This window comes from Psychrobacter sp. GW64-MNA-CIBAN-0177, assembly GCF_040309585.1.
Lineage (GTDB): Bacteria > Pseudomonadota > Gammaproteobacteria > Pseudomonadales > Moraxellaceae > Psychrobacter > Psychrobacter okhotskensis.
This window is the reverse complement of the sequence record NZ_JBEOOY010000002.1, coordinates 61,513-79,605: the sequence shown is the minus strand read 5'-3', so window position 1 is coordinate 79,605 and position 18,093 is coordinate 61,513. Positions and strand designations below refer to the sequence as shown.

Annotated in this window: 13 protein-coding genes; 1 reads left to right on the top strand and 12 read right to left on the bottom strand. The window is 44.5% G+C overall.

Going from position 1 to position 18,093, the window contains the following annotated elements; translation table 11 throughout:
• Positions 1 to 18 precede the first annotated feature (18 nt).
• The 9 genes from AAEY79_RS01920 to AAEY79_RS01880 form a co-directional block, all read right to left on the bottom strand.
• Positions 19 to 1,527 carry an MFS transporter gene (locus AAEY79_RS01920; RefSeq protein ID WP_201575750.1) on the bottom strand — a complete coding sequence of 503 codons (1,509 nt, stop codon included), beginning with the start codon at positions 1,525 to 1,527 and terminating at the stop codon, positions 19 to 21.
• Positions 1,527 to 2,129 carry a GNAT family N-acetyltransferase gene (locus AAEY79_RS01915; protein ID WP_201575748.1) on the bottom strand — a complete coding sequence of 201 codons (603 nt, stop codon included), beginning with the start codon at positions 2,127 to 2,129 and terminating at the stop codon, positions 1,527 to 1,529. The genes AAEY79_RS01920 and AAEY79_RS01915 overlap by 1 nt, the downstream gene beginning before the upstream one ends.
• 80 nt (positions 2,130 to 2,209) lie before the next feature.
• The gene (locus AAEY79_RS01910; protein WP_201575747.1) at positions 2,210 to 3,589 is read right to left on the bottom strand and encodes a lysine N(6)-hydroxylase/L-ornithine N(5)-oxygenase family protein; all 1,380 of its coding nucleotides are present in this window, start codon (positions 3,587 to 3,589) and stop codon (positions 2,210 to 2,212) included.
• A gap of 83 nt (positions 3,590 to 3,672) precedes the next feature.
• The gene (locus tag AAEY79_RS01905; RefSeq protein ID WP_201575746.1) at positions 3,673 to 5,466 is read right to left on the bottom strand and encodes an IucA/IucC family siderophore biosynthesis protein; all 1,794 of its coding nucleotides are present in this window, start codon (positions 5,464 to 5,466) and stop codon (positions 3,673 to 3,675) included.
• Positions 5,453 to 6,985, bottom strand: a complete 1,533-nt coding sequence (locus AAEY79_RS01900; RefSeq protein WP_201575745.1) for an aspartate aminotransferase family protein — start codon at positions 6,983 to 6,985, stop codon at positions 5,453 to 5,455. The genes AAEY79_RS01905 and AAEY79_RS01900 overlap by 14 nt, the downstream gene beginning before the upstream one ends.
• Before the next feature lie 117 nt (positions 6,986 to 7,102).
• The gene (locus tag AAEY79_RS01895) at positions 7,103 to 8,452 is read right to left on the bottom strand and encodes a diaminobutyrate--2-oxoglutarate transaminase family protein (RefSeq protein ID WP_201575744.1); all 1,350 of its coding nucleotides are present in this window, start codon (positions 8,450 to 8,452) and stop codon (positions 7,103 to 7,105) included.
• Positions 8,453 to 8,822: 370 nt separating this feature from the next.
• Entirely contained in the window at positions 8,823 to 10,973 is a 2,151-nt protein-coding gene (fhuB, locus tag AAEY79_RS01890) for a Fe(3+)-hydroxamate ABC transporter permease FhuB (protein ID WP_227687548.1), read from the bottom strand.
• Positions 10,973 to 12,001, bottom strand: a complete 1,029-nt coding sequence (locus AAEY79_RS01885) for an ABC transporter substrate-binding protein (protein WP_201575743.1) — start codon at positions 11,999 to 12,001, stop codon at positions 10,973 to 10,975. Before AAEY79_RS01885 ends, fhuB begins: the two co-directional genes overlap by 1 nt.
• Before the next feature lie 67 nt (positions 12,002 to 12,068).
• Positions 12,069 to 12,833: an ABC transporter ATP-binding protein gene (locus AAEY79_RS01880; RefSeq protein ID WP_201567902.1), complete on the bottom strand. Its 765-nt coding sequence runs from the start codon at positions 12,831 to 12,833 to the stop codon at positions 12,069 to 12,071.
• A 165-nt stretch (positions 12,834 to 12,998) separates the two neighbouring features.
• Here AAEY79_RS01880 and AAEY79_RS01875 point away from each other — a divergent pair, with 165 nt between their 5' ends.
• Positions 12,999 to 14,219 carry a siderophore-interacting protein gene (locus AAEY79_RS01875; protein ID WP_201575742.1) on the top strand — a complete coding sequence of 407 codons (1,221 nt, stop codon included), beginning with the start codon at positions 12,999 to 13,001 and terminating at the stop codon, positions 14,217 to 14,219.
• Positions 14,220 to 14,568: 349 nt separating this feature from the next.
• Here the strand turns inward: AAEY79_RS01875 and AAEY79_RS01870 are convergent, their stop codons facing one another.
• From AAEY79_RS01870 to AAEY79_RS01860, 3 genes are all read right to left on the bottom strand, one after another.
• Entirely contained in the window at positions 14,569 to 15,600 is a 1,032-nt protein-coding gene (locus AAEY79_RS01870; protein WP_201575741.1) for a porin, read from the bottom strand.
• A 123-nt stretch (positions 15,601 to 15,723) separates the two neighbouring features.
• Positions 15,724 to 16,194 (bottom strand): thioesterase family protein, encoded by a 471-nt coding sequence (locus AAEY79_RS01865; protein ID WP_201575739.1) that lies wholly within the window; start codon positions 16,192 to 16,194, stop codon positions 15,724 to 15,726.
• 129 nt (positions 16,195 to 16,323) lie between these two features.
• Entirely contained in the window at positions 16,324 to 18,033 is a 1,710-nt protein-coding gene (locus tag AAEY79_RS01860) for a fatty acid--CoA ligase (RefSeq protein ID WP_352287017.1), read from the bottom strand.
• Positions 18,034 to 18,093: the final 60 nt, after the last annotated feature.

Genomic DNA, 18,093 nt, shown 5'->3' with positions numbered 1-18,093 from the left:
CCGATACGGGGTGTTTGTTTATGGGGATCGTGGTAATTTGCACGCTGAAGGAATCGTAAATATCAAAATTACAGCGATAATTACCAATACTTCTTGGATCGCGCTTGCCGTGCTTTCTCGACTGCCTGCCGCTAATAATTGAGCGCCTCGACCATCTATATAAATAGTAGCCAATGCTATGAACAATGTAGAAACGATACGGCGACTGATGTTATTAAGCGCCGCCCCTTCAGTGACCGAGTCTTTGGGTAAACTACTAAACCCAACGGTAGTGGTTGGTAGGTATGCTAGACCCACTCCGACACCGCGCACGCACATAATCAGCATCAGTAGCCAAAGCGTGGGCTGATACAAGCACCACGCCAGCATAAAGGTAGACAGCGCACTAATCACAATTCCAAAAATGCCAATGCTTCTTGCACCGCGCCTGTCTACAATCTTGCCAGCGTAATGCGTGGTGATACTGGCTACGAGGGTCGCGACCATCAAGACAACACCTGTCCATAAAGCACTCTCGCCCATCACGTCTTGTATCAACACGGGTAATAACAAGAGACACAGCATCAAACCGACTGTTTGGGTAATGCTGATAATGGTACTGTGCAAATAGGTTTGATTACTAAACAAGCGCACGTTCAGTAATGGGTGACGCTGACGACGTTCATATGCCCACCAAACCATCGCGGACAGTAAAAATCCGACAGACAACAAACCCAACGTGGCTATCTCTAATAAACCATCATTGCTTGACAGACCACTAGTAAAATCTATTTTCAGTGTACTCAGCCAAACCATCATCGCGAGCAGCCAAATTAGTAAGCTGACAAATCCGATGGTATCGAAAGGGCTTTTTTTGTCATGTGAGCGCATGTCAGGTATTAACCACCACACCATCGCCATGACCGCCATACTAAGTGGTAACGTAATGGCAAACAATGTCCACCACGCAAACTGCTCAACCAAGTAAGCCCCGACCAAAGGGCCAAACGCTAATGACATCATAATAACAATGCCCCATAGCGCCATTACTCTGCCGTGCTGCTTCTGCGGATAAATCTGATATAGAATGCCAATAGACAGCGGGATAATCAGACCGCCACTCAGCCCTTGTATGGCTCTGGCAATGATGACAAAGCCCATACTGGACGCCAACATGCCAATGACTGAGCCTAGCATAAACCCGAAAATCGCGGCTAAATAAACATACTTGAAAGGAAACTTTTTGTTTAAGTAGCCACTCAGCATCAGCCCCACACTCATGGCCAAGACATAAGCATTTAGCACCCAGCCGCCCATCACAATGTCGACATCAAACACCGACATAAAGACAGGAATTGCTGGATTGAGCGCGCTATTACTAAAGCTGACCACCGTGCCGCCGAGTAGTAGTGTCAGTAACACTCGTTGTACTTGCTTGTCGTTCAAGCCATCGCTCTCCTCAAGGGCACTATTTGAAGACAGCTGTGAAGAAGGTTGCTCTGTAGGCAATTCACCTATAGGCGCTTCATTGATAGAGGTGTTGCTCATTAAGCGGTGGCACCATAAAAGCTGAGATATCCTCTAGATTCTAAGAACTCATCACGATTGCAAAAATACAAGGAGGCGGTCTTTTCTGGCATATCAATCAGTCGTTGCACTCTATAAGCGAAGCTATCTGCAATCCATTGGTATACTTCAACTTTGCTATCCGGCTCAACCACGATTTTTTTGGCTTCAGTATGCTCAAATATAAACTTACTAATCATCATCCCAGTTGGTTTTAGATAGCCTTTGCCAACCACCGCTGGATCGCCAAGCAAGATATGCCAGCCCATATCCGTCTCTTTGGCTTTGTAATACTGAGACAACCGGTCACGAGCCGTTTCATAAATCTCTGTATAGCCAATCGGCTCATCATTACAAAGTATGAGGTAAAGACGCTGATGGTCATCGGCAAGCATTTTTTCAAAATGGGTTTTTAGCTGCGCCATTGGTAGATGCAGCTGCCACTGATCAACCACATGTTCGGCATGCATCCATTGATATAGTAATGGCATGTCTTCTGGATAGCTGACAGGTCTCAATGCAAATGTCTTTTGATACGCTTCAATACTAAAAGTATCTGGCAGGTTTTGGGTGATGGTCGGCATGACTTGCTCCTAATTATTATTTTGTTAGATGATTAATATTCTCTAATATCGTTTCTGTTAAATATGAGTCTGATAAAGCACTACGCGCCAAAATTTTGAAACACTGTTAAGGCGTCGGTGTCATAAGTCTGCTCACCCGTCAACTGATTAATGATGCAACCTGCTCGGTACGCACCCAGTCCCAAGTCTGGAGCGCCAACGCCATGGGTATGCACCTCTTGGTTTTGCACAAAAATCTTGCCGTCAGTCGCCATCTCTTTTTGATACGTCAGCACATATTTCAGCACATAGTTTCGATCAATGATTGGCTGCTCAAACTCATCGTGTGCGATGCTAGGTAGTATCGTGTTTAAACACTCAGGCAGACCATAACGATAGCCTGTACCAGCAATCACACAATCATACTCAGCAGTAAAATCTTGATTTTGTTCACGCTGTCTACCTACTAGTTTTATGGTGCCTGTCGGCTCTGGCTCTTCTAGCATTGTTGTCAGCGTTGCCTCAACCACTTCACAGTTAGACAGCAACGTTGAATACAAGTCTTGATTGGTGATACTGCGCTCATAGAGACGATAATAAATATCTCGTATGGTCTCAAAGCCCATGCCTTTATAGAGCAGGTCTTGCTTGGCAGTGATTTGGGGTTTGGTTACTGAGTCTAAATGATAAAAGTAATCGGTATATGCAGGGCTAAAATGCTCCAAGCCTAATGGGGAGTATTCCATGGGGAAAAATCCTGCCGAGCGCGTCATCCAATCTAGCTGAAACTTAGGGTTGTCATTAGTACTATCATCGCCATCAAACTGTTGATCGAATAAGGTTCGATATACCTCTGCTGAGGACTGACCAGATCCCAATACCAATATTTTGGGTAACCCCTCTTCTACCTTACCGCTATTTGGCTTTAGACTATCTAAGTCAAAACTGTCTGCAAAATGGGCGGTGTGCATACAACGGTTGGGTGCTTGCTTGGCAATGTCTTGCAACGATAGTGGTAGCGTGGCCTGTGTGCCCGTGCCTATGACTAAATTTTTAGCATGATAGGTGTTTTGTATACCTTGCTCACAGACCGTCACGACAAACCCATCGTTACTGTCGTCAAACGCCACATCTATGACTGTCGCATCAAAACTCAGACTATCCAGCTGCCCTGCTACCCATTGGCAATAGTGGTTATACTCTTTGCGATAAATTTTAAATTCTTCTAAAAAGTAAAACTTAAGCAATCGCTGCTGAGTATGCAAATAATTTAGAAAGGAATACGGGCTGGTTGGGTCTATTAATGTCACCAAGTCTGCCATAAACGGCACTTGCAGTGTAGTATTCGGTAAAATCATACCTTTATGCCAATTAAACTCGGCTTTTTGCTCAAAAAATTTGGCCGTTACCTCTGTTTTCGTCAGTAATGCCGCTAAACTGAGATTGAATGGCCCGACGCCAATACCGATAATATCTAACACTGTCACCCCTTAGTGATTACTTTTATTCTACTGCTAGTTTCTGTCGTACGCTTATTTGTGCTTTCGTTTCGTGATATAAAAGGCTACGTCATCATAGGGTTTGGAATATCGACATAAATAGACTGGGTCTCAACAGGTGCGGTTAACTCATCCAGCGCATAGAGTCTGGTGAGTAGATTGCCCTTAAACGGCAATGTAGGGCTACGCAACAACAAGTCAAATAACGAACGATGCGGGTATTGTTGCTCTAACGCCATTAGACAATTTCTAAACATCGCAATTAATGCATCCTCACTCACAAGCTGAGTACGAGCAATGGCGGTAATAAGGCCAAATATGCTATTACCAACTAAATAATAGGCAAATCTTGAGTCAGCAAAGTCCTCTGGAATGACGCACTCTCCTTCGCTAATAAGCTCTGGATAAGCATCAATGAGCCGCGTAGCGTACTCTGCGATATAACCAAACCCTTGATTGTCTCTGGCCCAAAACTTAGTAGGATAGCCGTCTGTTAGCTCGATCAGACTGTTTTGCTGATGTACCTCAAACCCAATACCATGCTGATAATACATATGAATGAGCGGTATAAAACCGACTTGCAAATAAGTATCAAACCACTGGACAGCAATTTTATCCAACGGCTCGTCGGTGCCTTTATGAATAGACTTAAACAACGTTTCTAACCGGTTGGTGAGACGAGTCGGATGGTCTTGGCTTAAGCTAGCAAGATTGGTGACTTGCGTATCCTCTGTAAAAGGGTTGTCACGTAAGATACAAATAGTCTCATCAATAATTTTACCGTCGACACGTAAGGCAATCCAAGCAGGATCATTCAATACCGCAATCGTAGGGTACTCGGTTTTGAGCTGGGTACCATAGTCGCTACGCCAGATTCGGCAGGCATGCATCCCGCGTTTGCATTCTTTAGGCAGGTTAATCCGCACCGAATTGGTAATTGCTACAGACAACGACAGTTTAAACATCCAAGGCGCATCAAAGGCCGCTAGCGTGCGTACTGATGTTGTTGGGTGCAAATACCAACCGAGCTCACCCAAGTCAAACAATTGGCCTTTTTCTAGCAGCTTTTGATACCACGGCTGCTGCTGCAAAAACCTTGCTTGCCAAGGGTGCAGTGGCAACAGCTTATAGTCAGGATGCTCATCGACCAGTTGCTGTTGATAATGACTCATGCCAGCTGTTAGCTTTAGTTTGAGCGCTGTGGTAATGCTCTCGCCATCTACGAATTCTTCTGCAATGCAGCTGGGGTGCACCAGCCAATAATGCAGCTGGGTTTTGCTGCTGGTCTCGGGCGCATACTTTGCCCACTCGTCAGCATAAAACCCTGCACGGCCTTTGGGTGTGGGATGCATGGCATGACCGTAAATAAGGTTTTGTTCGGTCTGAATAAAGTCTTGCTGATAGTCAATAATGTCATCAATCTCATCATTGCGATGCTCTAAGATAATCTGTAGCCCTTCATAACTCTCAATCCAACGCTTTAATACCCCATTGGCATCTAGCATCGCTTTGTCTTTATAACGATGGACAATGTCTTCAATAATCAAAGATGCTAAGCTCATAGCAGAAGACTTTATCCATTGTTTGTTTTGCAATGAGCTATCCGTTTGCTTGTTTAATATAAGCGGCGTACCTGCAAAACGGTGCTGACCCAATTGGCTTACTCTATCGACAGGTACGACCATTACTGTGTTTAAAGGCGCTAACGTTAGCACTAATAGAGGCTTATTCTGTGAGGCCTGCTTCTGTATATCATCCTGCTGCTCTACGGCAATAATGTCACCGCGCCCAGTCTCAAAACAGTAAGCGTTGATTAGATTTTGTAGCGTGAGACGATCAAGCGTTTTATGCTGCATCATGTTGTTTCTTCCCATCAACTTTCGATTTGTCAGAATTGAGTTGGTTAAAACCAGCAATAGCCATCTGCTCAATGATGCCTGCAATATCATTGATGTGAGTACTGGGATTTAAAATGGTGAATTTAAGGCAAAGGCGCTGTTCAAACTGAGTGGTGGCCACATTGGCAATATTATTGACCAATAATGCTTGCGCAATGTGACGATTGAGCTGTGCTAGTTGGTCGTTAGATAGTGCAGCCTCTTTAGGGGTAAAATAAAACAAAACACTGCTAATGATGGGCTCATGTACCAGTACAAAATTGTCGTTGGCACCAATCAGCTGTGCCGCCTGCTTAGCGGTATCCAAACAGTTATCAATCAAGGTTGCATAGCCATCCGTACCTAGTAAGTCCAGAGCCATCCACAGCTTCAAGGCATCGAATCGGCGTGTAGTCTGTAAAGAGTACGTCACCAAGTTTGGGATATTGTCTTGTTCATCATCAGTAGAGTTTAGATACTCGCTATGATGGCGAATGCTCTCGAAATTTTGATTGTCTCGTAAGAGAAAAGCACCGCAGCTAATCGGTAAGAAAAAATGCTTGTGAAAGTCCAAGGTGATAGAATCAGCTTGATTCAGACCATCAATCAAGTGTTGATAGCGCTGTGATAATAGTAATGCCCCGCCCCATGCCGCATCGACATGTAGCCATATCTGTGCATCACGGCAAATTTTGCCAATAGCCATGAGAGGGTCAATAGCACCCAAGTCAGTCGTGCCAGCGGTTGCGATGATAGCCATCACATTGTCAGCGCCTAGCTGATTTATCTGATGTTGTAAGTCAGACACCAGCATGGCACCCGATGCATCGGTCGCTATTTTAATAACAGATTGTTGACCTATACCCAATAGTGCTGCATTTTTTTCGATAGAAAAGTGCGCTTGGTCTGAGCATAGAATACTACTAATAGGCTGACCGATCAGGCCGTCCTTTTGCACATCAACGCCTTTAGACTCATAGAACCTATTGCGTGCCAGCAGTAAACCCATCAGATTACTTTGCGTACCGCCACTAGTAAAAACACCACCAGAGTCGCTATCAGCCTGACTATCAAAGCTGTTATCGAAACTGTTATCAAAACCACTGCCAAACTGACATAATTTGCACAGCCATTTGATTAAATCTTTTTCGATATAGGTTGCTGCTGGGCTTTGATTCCACGAGTCCATACTCTGATTGGTAGCCGCGATAATCATCTCAGCAATCTGACCGATGACCAAGGTTGGCGGATGCAAGTGTGCCAAACAATTCGCATTGGCCGTCGAGACACAACTGGGTAAAAACTTGCTTTGAATATCAGCGAGTATCGTGTCGATGTCTCGGCCCTGCTCACGGATGCTAAAAGTATTGGTCGCTTGCACTTGTTGCGGTGTGCCGCCCAAATATACGTTATTGTCGTCTAGCCACTGTTTGATAACAGCGCTGGTTTTTTGCATATGCGTGACATATTGCTCACTGGTTTGTTGATTTAATAAATGCAAAATGTCCTCACCCGTCCTATCCTACGATGTTATAAATCATAGATAAGTGACTTGTTATTAGAGTTGTTATCAGAGTTTTTTTATAGATATGTGAATCATCCTAAGGCGTTGGCAACGCTATTGATTTTCTTCTAGCGCCATATCAAGCCTTTGCAAGACTTGCTGTAGCTCATCTTTGGTCACGTTAAGCGGTGGTAATAATCGCAGTACTGTGCCACCGCGTCCGCCCTTTTCAATCACTAGACCATGTTTAAAACACGCTTGCTGAATTTTGGCAGCCACATCGCTGTCTGCTGGATAGCTACCATCATTTTGCTTAGACAAGCTAGGGTTGATAATTTCTATACCAATCATGAGGCCTCGCCCTCTGACTTGACCAATGCTCGGATAACGCTGTTGAAGTGTCTTTAACTGTGACATAAACCATGCGCCTATTTCTAAAACATAGTCAGCGACATTGTTGTCGTTCAAGTAATTGAGGGTGGCAAGGCCAGTCGCCATTGCCAATTGATTGCCTCTAAACGTGCCAGAATGATTGCCCGCTTGCCATACATCGTATTGTCTTTTGATACCCAATACCGCAAGTGGCAAACCGCCACCAATCGCTTTTGACATGACGATCATATCGGGATCGATATCCGCGTGTTGATAGGCAAACCAACGTCCTGTACGGCAAAACCCTGTTTGTACTTCGTCGATAATCAGCATAATGCCAAGCTCTTTTGTCACTCGGCGCACATGCTTTAACCACTCAATTGGGGCAGGATTGACACCGCCTTCACCTTGTATAACTTCCAAAATAACGGCTGCTGGTTTGACCACGCCGCTCTCTACATCTTTTAAGAAGTTTTCGAAATAGTTCATATGGGCATGAATGCTTTGCTCAAAAGGCAAACCAAATGCACAGCGATACATATTGGGATAAGGTAAAAACTGTACCGAACTCATCAGACCTTCAATACCTTCTTTCGGTGCCAGATTCCCTGTGACAGCCAGCGCGCCATGCGTCATGCCATGATAACCGCCACTAAAACTAACAAGCCCTGAACGCCCAGTGACTTGCTTCGCCAACTTGATAGCCGCTTCTACCGCATCGGCACCCGTTGGCCCGCAAAACTGCAAACAATACTCGTCGCTATTGGTGCCAAGTAGCTCATACATAAATTGGCTAAATTTGTCTTTTAACGGTGTGGTGATATCCAATGTATGCATTGGTAGATTACTGTCTAACAGCGCTTTGATGCTTTCTATGACCACAGGATGGTTGTGTCCAAGTGCTAATGTGCCAGCACCTGACAGGCAATCTATGTAATCATTGCCTTCAACATCGGTAATCCATGCCCCTTTTGCCGATTGAATCGCAAAGGGCAGCTTGCGTGGATAACTACGAACCTTGGATTCAAACTTTGCTTGGCGATGTAAATAGCAGTCGTTATCAAGTGGTTCGTCTAAAAGCAGCGTGTCCATAGCATCAACCTTGTTGTTAGTAATCTTGAATAAACAATCAAACATAAACCTTACGTCTGAAAAGTCATTTTTATTGAAACATTGAATAATAATGTAAATGATAATCATTATCTTTAATGGGGTGTAGTATTTACTATCAGCAATTTGCTGTCAACTCATTTTTTATGATTTTCTGCAATGTTAAAGTCAATCAACTCACATAGCGATTTTTGAGCTATGTCTTTATGAGGCATAGCTGACAAACGCAGCTGAGTTAAGAATTTATCCTAACCTGCGTTTGTCATTATGAAATATCTAGGGCGTGTTGAACATTCACAAGATGTCACTGCCACGGTCAAAAGATCAAACACGCCCCGATCAAAGCAGAAAACTATCGGCTCACTGCGACTGGCACTTTACGAATCAGCCATAAGAAATATCCACCACCGATAATGGCAGCAATGGTACCCGCAGGCAGCTCATAGGGGAAAATGACATAACGTCCAATCCAGTCTGCTATGACCATCACCCCTGCGCCTAACAAAGCCGCTAAAGGTAATTGGCGCTCCAGCCTCACAGCTCCGAGTGATGTCGCCAAGTGCGGCACCATTAGACCAATAAAACTTAATGGCCCGACCGCGAGTGTACTGGCCGTACTTAGCGCTGCTACCAATACCAATAGCGCGAGCGTCACTGGTGTCACTGCCACTCCCAAATTACGAGCGATTCCTGTACCCAAACCAAGTACGCGCAGCGGTTTGATAATCAGCAAACTGAGCGCAAATAAAATAAGAGCAATAGCAATAAGATACCAGACCGTACTCGGCTGGGCGCTATAAGTCGTCCCCGATAGCCAACTGAGCATCGCTTCTAGGCGCGGGTCACCAGATAACTTGACCATATGCATTACCCCATCCATCATCGCGGCAATACCGATACCCACCAATAATAGATAGCCTGAGCTTACCTTGCGTGCTAGCCAAATGATCAGCAATAGTACAGCCATAGCACCTGACAGTCCTGAAATCAGCAACGTCCCTGCCCCAGCGGACAACCCCAAGCTTGGTAACAGCAAAAATCCTAAGATGACCCCAAGCGCCGCCCCCGAGCTGACCCCTAAAACCTCGGGGCTTGCCATCGGATTGCGGGTGAGCGTTTGCAATAGTACGCCAGCGATAGCCAACATAAGACCTGTTGCCGCCGCGCTCAAACTGCGTGGCAATCGATACTGCTGGGTAATCACCCAATCAGTACTAAGCCCCCAACCGTTAACGTCTTGGACAAAAAGACAAGCCAACATGATAAGTGCGAGCACGCTGATGCCCCAGCGCCAAAATGCAATAGACGTATGCTTGCCGGTAAGCATTGGTGTCACGGTTTCTATACGCTCACGGCGCTGGCGTAAAATCAGCCAAATAATCAGTGGCGCACCAAGAATACCTGTCAGCGCTCCTGCTGGGATTTGCATATCGAGTATCGGCTCTAACAGTAGCGCGACATTACTGGTCAGCCATAACAGCAGCGCACCTAGGGCAAAAGCTGCTGCCAAGCGTTTGCTAATGGAGGAGATACCCAGCGCATTGACCAAACTGGCAGCACCCAGACCAATAAAACCAATCAGACCCACTTCACTGATGACCAAAGCCGTTACGATAGCCACAATGAGCACTACTAATGCACGTATACCATTAATAGGCACACCCAACCGCTTGGCTTGCAAATCATCCAAACTCATTAGGGTTAATGGTTTTAGCAGTGGCAGACAGACGAGCGCCATTACGACTGCCGTGATCGCCAGTATCGTACTGGTATGCCAGCTATTTTGTGCCAAAAAGCCAGCCGCCCATGACAACATACCATTACTACGCTCAGCGAAAAACAACACTAGTACATTAGCAACGGCAGCGAGCAAAATATTCACCACCAGACCCGCTAATATGAGAATCAAAGGATTAAAACGACTCGGTGCGGATAAAGCAAATACCAGCCCCATACTGATGAGTGCGCCGACGAAGGCCACATAAAGCCCACCATAAATCGCCAAGCTTGGCAGAAATAGCGTCACGATAAGCATGGCTAATTGCGCACCAACACCGACGCCCAATGTGGTGTCTGAGGCCAATGGGTTTTTGACCAATTGCTGCAGCAAAATACTGACAACGCCCAGCAGTCCCCCTGCCAATAGCGCCACTATACTGGTCGCTACTATATGCAGCTGCGTCGCAAGACTGGTAATATCCAATTGCGCGCTGGGTATCAATAAGTCGCTAACAGGCCGCGTCCACTCTTGATCTATTAATGCCCAGACGCTCCATAGTGATAAAATCGTGAGGCTAAAAAGCGCCGCCCATAATCGTCCTGAACTGGCAGTAGAGGAAGTGTTTTGCGGTCGAGGTGACTTTGGTGATGGGTTTGGTAACGGATTTGATGAGAGCTTAGATTGTGCTTTTTGCGAGTTTGAAGGCTGTTGTGATAGATCAGAAGACTGTGATGAAGAGAGCGAAGTCATAGCATTGCCGTGATGGGTCGTATTGATTGTCATTATGCCGCTCCACCTTTTAACACTACGGTTGATAAATTATCCGCCAAGCTGACCAATGACGACATACCACCATAAATCCATACGGGTGGTAGCTCACCCACACAGCGTGTATCGCCATAGCCTAAACGTTGCCAAACCAAACTATCCTCTATCTCAGCCCGTGTTATCGGACTCAGCGGTTCTATGATTAACAGGCAGGTATCCTCATCTAGTTGTGCCAAGTCACCCATTCGTATGGGCACAAAACCCCAGCTGTTTCCTTTACCTAAAACCACAAGCTCCTTATCCATTTTGTCAAAAGCAGGTTTGAACAAGCTATTGGCCACATACATGCGCATATTATTGGCATCGGCAAACTGCACAACGGCGAATTTCTTCACTTTAGGATAGCGCTTTTTAAACCGCTCACCGGCCAGATTGATGTCTTTCTGACTTTTTGCAATATAGTCTTCAGCTAATTTAGGATTGTCAATCAGCTCACCCAACTTGCGGGTCGGCTCAGTATAATCTGCCCAAGTCGCGGTATCGCCTTTGGCTGCGAACATGACAGACTCAGCGGGCACGTCCCCATAGAGACTGCGCGCATGCTCATAAAAAAAGTTATCCACGACCATATCAACAGGCAATTGGGCAATGAGTTCCGCATTGGGTTGATAGCGAATGCCCAAATCAATGATTGAGCTTGGCAGTGTAGGCTTACCCACCCACCTGTCCCAGACCCTAACATCGCCAGTAGCAATCGGCGGATAACCCATAGCGGTCAAGGTCGCCGCATTACCCCAGTCAGGGGATACGATATTAATGGTTTTGTTAGTATGATTGGTTTTGCCAGTATGGTTGTCTGCTTTTAGAGCATTCTTAGAATGTGGCTCATCAAGTTGGTCAGCGCTTTGTGCAGTCGTTGCATTATTACAAGCCGTTAAAGCTAAACATACTGAAACCGTTAGCCATTTTAGGGTTGCTAGCGGCACAACAGTTGATAGCTTGGATAGTTTGGACGATTTATACTTATAAAAAACAGGACGCATAGAAGCATATCTTTGTAGGCGAGTTAAGAAGAAAGAGCAAATTGAATAGCAAGTTAAGTACCGAGTGCTAAGCCACTGCGACGGGCTGACCAGTAACTGGATGACTGAGTAATTGCATATCGATATTGAATATATCGTGCAATATTTTGGGTTGCATAGTGCTGGACACATCACCGTTATGACAAACACGACCGTTCTTTAGCGCAATGATTCGATCTGCATACTGAGCGGCTAAATTAATATCATGCACAATGATGACCACACTCAAACCTTGCTCATCGACTAAACGACGAATAAGCTGGATGACCTCGATCTGATAGTGAATATCAAGGGCAGCCAGTGGCTCATCAAGTAACAAATATCTGGTATCTTGCGCCAGACACATCGCCAGCCAAGCTCGGGCGCGCTCACCTCCTGAAAGTGTGGCAGTAACACGGTCGGCGAACGCATCTGTTTGGGTCACTCTCATCGCCTGCGTGACTTTATTTTTATCGATTTGGGTTGGCTTTTGTAGCCATTTTTGATGCGGATAACGACCTAGCATGACCAGCTCACGTATGGTAAATCCAGCCGCTTCAGGCAACTGCTGCGGCAGATAAGCCATTTGCCGCGCCAACTCTTTACTGCCGTAATCTCTAATAGATCGCTCATCCAGAGTGATGCTACCGCTACTGCTGCTCATCTCGCCTGCCAAAGCTTTAATCAAAGTCGATTTGCCCGAGCCGTTATGCCCTACCAGTGCGACCAATTGATTGCTGGCAATCTCACAGCTCACGTTGTCTAGTAAAGTATTTCCTTGACGACTGATAGTTAGTTGGTTTGCACGTAGCATATAGGCACTCGTTGTTAATGAAATTAATGGTCAGTAAGATTGTTGTCTGTAAATTGATATAACAATAAAAACCGATTTTACTCGCAAACAATAATAAAAACAATTATCATTACCAAAAAATCACTGACTCTATATCCTAATTCACTGTTGCTTGTGAGTATTACTATGACAGCACCTCTTTTAACTACTAACAAAAGCGTACATAACCAAGTACGCCCCTATACCTTAATGAATGACCCTGAAATATCGAACATTATTGCCCATCTTAATGAAGAGCATCTTGATGAGCTACTTGGGTTTATTAGGGTGTTTACGCCGCTATCTTTAGATGAGTTAAATAACATAGACGTGCAGTTAACCGCTATCTACTCTGAGGGTGTGGCGTTACAAGTACAGCCCAAAAATCAAGAGCAACAGCCCACAGACTCTCAAGATAAAACCCTTTATGATCAGACTTTTTTTATTGCTTTTGCAACCCCCATTACAGAGCCTGATGAGTTACAAACTCAATATATTTTGCTCAAACAAAAAGCGGATAAAAAGCTGGGTAAGAAAAGCATCAAATTAACCAAGCAGACCTTTATAGTGCAGGACAGCTACAGAGTCAGCAAAAATATGCTGCGTCTTACACTGAACGTGCCAACATTAAACGTTCCCGCATCGAGTGAAAATGACCCATCAAACACCAACCCAACCTCGATACCCATTAATGAGGCCGGTTACGCGTATTTGTTTGATTTAGAACACAACGTCATTGTTAGTGATAGCATAAACAGTATAAAAGACAGCTCGCACCCCGCTCGTCAGCATTGCTATTACACCCTAAGAAAGGCATGGCAAAGCTCTGATGGTGTGCAAGCATGGGTCGATGTCTTTGTTCATGGCAATACCCCGGGCGGGGATTGGGCGACAGCCTTGCAGGCAGGTGATACGGTTATCACTAAAAGGGAGTTTCCAGAAAAGGTTGAGCATTTACTTGATGGTCAAGCGCTACTGATCGTTGACGAGACTTCAATGCCAACAGCTGCACGTTTGCTAGAGCTTTGGGACAACCCTAAACCGCCACTGGTTGTATGTGTCACGCAAGATGTAGCCGATCAAAGCTATTTTGATGACATCAAAATGAACGACGACGTTGAGGGCGGTACGGATCGAAACTTTACCGTACTACCTATCGTAACCAGCTCAATAAACTCAGAGCAGAGTTTAGCCACAGTGATCGATAGTAAGCTAAGCGATTACTTGACTCAACATCCATTGCAAATTGATAAGGTATGGGGCGCACTAGAGGCTAGCACGGTGAAAGCGCTCCGACCTATGTTAAGAGAGAGGTTCGAGCTCAGCCGTGCAGAAGTCGTTGTGAAAGTGTATTGGCGTCAAGACTGAGTCGACATAAATATAGTGTGGGTTGAATGAAATAAAGATTTTGAATGACAGGACTTTTGAGTGAGGCTAGCGAGACTGTAGATATAGTTGGCAAGCTAGAAAGGCGATTGAAAGTACGAAAAATATGAAACTTTCTCAAATTGAGGCTTTCCTAAAAACGGTGCCATTGCTTATAATCCTGTAACAGGAGAATAAGCAATGATTAGAGCCTGTGATCAATAAAAAATTAACTAGAGGGTATATTTAACATGATTTGAATACAAAGAAGGTGAGTGAAAATACGACAAATAGTAGACCAAGCGCGAACCTCATACCATATCTGATTTATATAGGACTCACTATATTCAACTTAAAATTCGTATTTGGCCATTACTTCAACTTCTTGACCTTTTTTTACCTGCGAAAGGGTTTTGTCGCTTCGATCTCTAAATTCAATACCGATATCTAGATCTGGCAAATATTCATAGATGAGGTTAATACTTTTTACATTCACAGAGGTATCTGCGGCATCATCTACTTTAATCTCGCCATAACGCGCATTACTCATCAGTTTTTTTGTGAACTTGTGCCTATACCCTACCGTGTAACCCGTTTGCGAGACAAGTTTGCCATCTTCTGCATCACAATCTAAATCACCGGTCATACTAGCGACCTTTCCAACACATACTGTGGAATAGACGCCCATACCTTTGCCGTTGTATACGCTTGCATGTAGCGAATCGTCGCCCAACTTTAGTTTGCCTGCCAGTGAGACACCTACACCTACATCCGAACCTTCTCCATTTTTAGCCTCACGAGCAGTAACAGCCACGTTATAGCCAAAATTAGATATATTATCCTTGTAGCTGACAACCATATCAGGCAGATTAGCTTCCTCGTCAACAGGTTCTTGAGCAGTAAAACGAAACCCCTTATGAACATAATGCACAGTTAAATCTGGGCGAATATAAGCACCGCCACCAGAGATGGTGCCCAAACCCGTGCCCCGAAAATCCATCTGTTCAGTTAAAAGTGGGTAGACAGCTAAGAACTGACCATTCCACGTCTTACCAACAGTTAAATCATCGACCTGAACATAAGCATGGCGGAGCCGCAATTCTGAACCACCATTTGCGGCGTTTCCATAAAAATCGCCTTCAATAAAACCCGTTATTTTTTTATCTTCTAGCATTTTAGTGGTTTTAACATTAATCCGAGATTGGCGTGCACTTCCTTTGAACTCAGACTCTCCTTCATCTGGAGAATAAAATATGCCTTCCGCTTTAACATAACCGCCAATACTTAATGTGGTATCTCCATTTGTGACAATATCTATTGCTTGTGCCTGTGCGCATACCGCAAAAGCGGCCAAACCAAAAGACAGCTTTTTTATATAAAGCATGATTGATACATTCCCTGTTTCATTTTAAAATCCCTTAAGTCCCTTTAAGTAAATCCCACTACTGTGCTTTTAATACCATAACTATCAGCGCCACCTTTTTGTGTAAAACCCATGCAGCCTATTTTAGTTAGAACGTTCAAAAGCAGTAATCGCGGCTTTTTTGGTGTCATCGATATTTTTCTTTTTTCCACTGGTTTTATCAAGATATACCAGCACGGACTCACTCTTAGCAACGATGGTATTTAACACCGTACTATAATAGGTATATTCATGAATCAAGCTGGCATTACCAATTTTCTTAACTCGAACCCCAATCCATAAGGTATCGGGGTGAGTCACGGGTTTGAAGTATTGACAGGATGATGCTGCCATGACGGAAAAAGTGTTTTCATTAAATAGATTTAATTGACTGTTGTAGTAAATTCGAGCGTTTTGGGCATAAGTGTAATAGACCACATTATTGACGTGACCAAAAGCATCCATATCGCCCCACGCTACTTGTTGAGAGTAGATAACCGCGAAGCCATGCATGGGATGGTTTTTGTCTTTGTCCAGCACCTCTTGGATTTCCGGTAATATAGCTAAAGCTTTCATAGTTTTTTCGTCTCGTCATGCCAGTGAACGTACATGTTATTGACACATACGTTAAAATTATTAGGGTCTGTTGAACATTCAAAAAAAAATTTGCAATTATCTTTTGCAGTCATCGATAGAATTTTTGGATTAAATGAGTTTTTCTGCGCACATTATCCGCATTCTTTTCTTATCGAGCTTACCCACACTGGTTCTTGGCATTTCTGCTAAGAACTTGATTTCGCTTGGCACGCCATACTTTGGTAAATGGCCTTTCTCTACCGCTTGATGACCTAAGGCTAAAATATCATCCGCTTTGGTATCGATATATTCAGGTTTTAAAACCACTAACGCTAAAGGGCATTCGCCCCATCTTTCATGTGGCACGCCAATGACAGCAACATCAGCGACGCTGGGATGGAAGGATAAAATCGTTTCGACCTCAAGCGAAGATACCCACTCACCACCAGACTTAATCACATCCTTAAGCCTATCCGTAATGCTTAGAGTACCGTCAGAGGAAATACAGGCAATATCTTGGGTATGCATCCAGCCACCGCGCCATAACTCATTGCCAGCATCTGGGTTTTTAAAATAACTCTGGGTCAGCCAAGGCGCTCGAATGACCAACTCCCCTGTCGATTCACCATCCATTGGTACCGGCTTGCCATTTTCATCCCAAATTTCCATTGAAACGAGCATAATGGGTGAGCCAGAAAGACACCGATAATTGAGCTGATCCTTCATCTCCATCGAGCCCGTTTTATCATCGAATACTGCTCTAGATAGCACAGGACAGGATTCTGACATGCCAAATCCAGACATAAACTCAATACCGCTTTCAATGGCTGCTTTGGCCAACCCTTCATTCAACTTTGAGCCACCGAGTAACAACTTCAGCCCATCAAACTTACGTCCTCGTGCTGCCATCTCTTTTAATAGCATCTGTAAAATCGCAGGAACACCATGTGAAAGCGTGACTTTGTGCTGCTCAATTAAATCCATCAACGTGGGGGCTAGATAGCGCCCCGGATACACTTGCTTAAGCCCTATCATGGTTGCCCCATACGGCCAGCACCAAGCATGCACATGGAATAATGGCGTCATTGGCATGTACACATCATTGTAGCGCGCGCCTTGACCTTCGGCATTTAGCGCAGATGCTAATGTACTTGCCAGCGTCTGCAATACGATCTGGCGATGGGTAAAAAAGACGCCCTTTGGATCGCCCGTCGTGCCACTGGTATAAAATGTGGTAGCGATGGTATTTTCATCGAAATCTGGAAAATCAAACGCATCACTAGCAGCTGCTAGCATGGCTTCATACTCACCCTCAACATAATCTGGCATTCTAACTTGCTCAGTTTTTATTTTATCTTTATCATATTGGTCTTCGATATACTGCGTGTCATCGAGCCAAACAATTTTCTCGATAGAAGGGGCTTCATGACGGTAATTTTTCGCCATTGGCTCAAATTCAGCATTTAGCAACAAAGCTTTGGGCTTAGCATGATTAATGGTATACAGCACTTTATCTTCGGCCAAGCGTACATTGACCGTTTGTAAAATCATGCCAGACATCGGCACGGCAAAATACGCTTCAAGGTAACGATGACTGTCCCAATCCATAACAGCAACCACATCGCCTGCTTGCAAACCCATGTTTTTCAGGACGTTTGCCAAGCGATTAACGCGCTTAAAAAATTCAGCATAGGTATAAGTAACCTTATCGGCATAACTAATGGTTTGATCCGTAGAGGCAATTTTTGCACGGTTAAGCAACTGTTTGATAATTAAAGGAAAACCATACGCTTCTTCAGCTTGTTGGTAGTCCTCATGTTGGTTAAGTATAGAAGTCATTATTGTCGTCCTTGATAATAAAATAGTATGGCGAGGGCATATAGTTGATTCAATTTAAAA